The organism is Veronia pacifica, assembly GCF_001707825.1.
Classification (GTDB): domain Bacteria; phylum Pseudomonadota; class Gammaproteobacteria; order Enterobacterales; family Vibrionaceae; genus Veronia; species Veronia pacifica.
Map to the genome: position 1 here is coordinate 1 of NZ_LYBM01000123.1, position 539 is coordinate 539.

1 pseudogene is annotated in these 539 nt (G+C 50.6%); it reads left to right on the forward strand.

Annotated elements, in window-relative coordinates:
• Nucleotides 1-539: pseudogene (locus tag A8L45_RS24870) on the forward strand (hypothetical protein); the annotation flags it as partial.

Genomic DNA, 539 nt, shown 5'->3' on the forward strand with positions numbered 1-539 from the left:
ATATTGCATTCAATGAAAACAGCTTTAATGATTTAGACGGGGAACTGAGTGCCTACGTGCTCTTTGCCCAGCATTCCATCATTCCTGCCGGAAACCACATTCAAGACGACACTGCCGAAGGCAACATGAGGGAAGACATTCATCCTCACCTGGTCGGGAACCGAAAAACACTCGTCATGGTGAAGCCCGAACAAGTTGCACAATCAGGCGACTCGCTGACGATGCAGGTGTTGGACAGAGAGGGTCAGGCGCGTTTATCCATCCCGATGGACTCTCCTCGCTGGCTTCCGCCTCTTGCCGGGCATCTGGAGGAGTCAAAAGATTTTACATGGAGTGGGAGCATGTCAGATTTTGCTCTTCCATCAAGCTTCGACGTCACAGTGGAAAGTGCAGCAGCACTGTATGCACTTGATGAGGCCAAATTTCTGAGCATCTTGAAGACAGCAGATACAGTAAACGTCAAGACGCAGGAAGGTGCGTGGCGGAAAGAGTTCCACCTGCCGAACTCCAAGGAGCTGGACGGCAAGAAAATAGTTTTC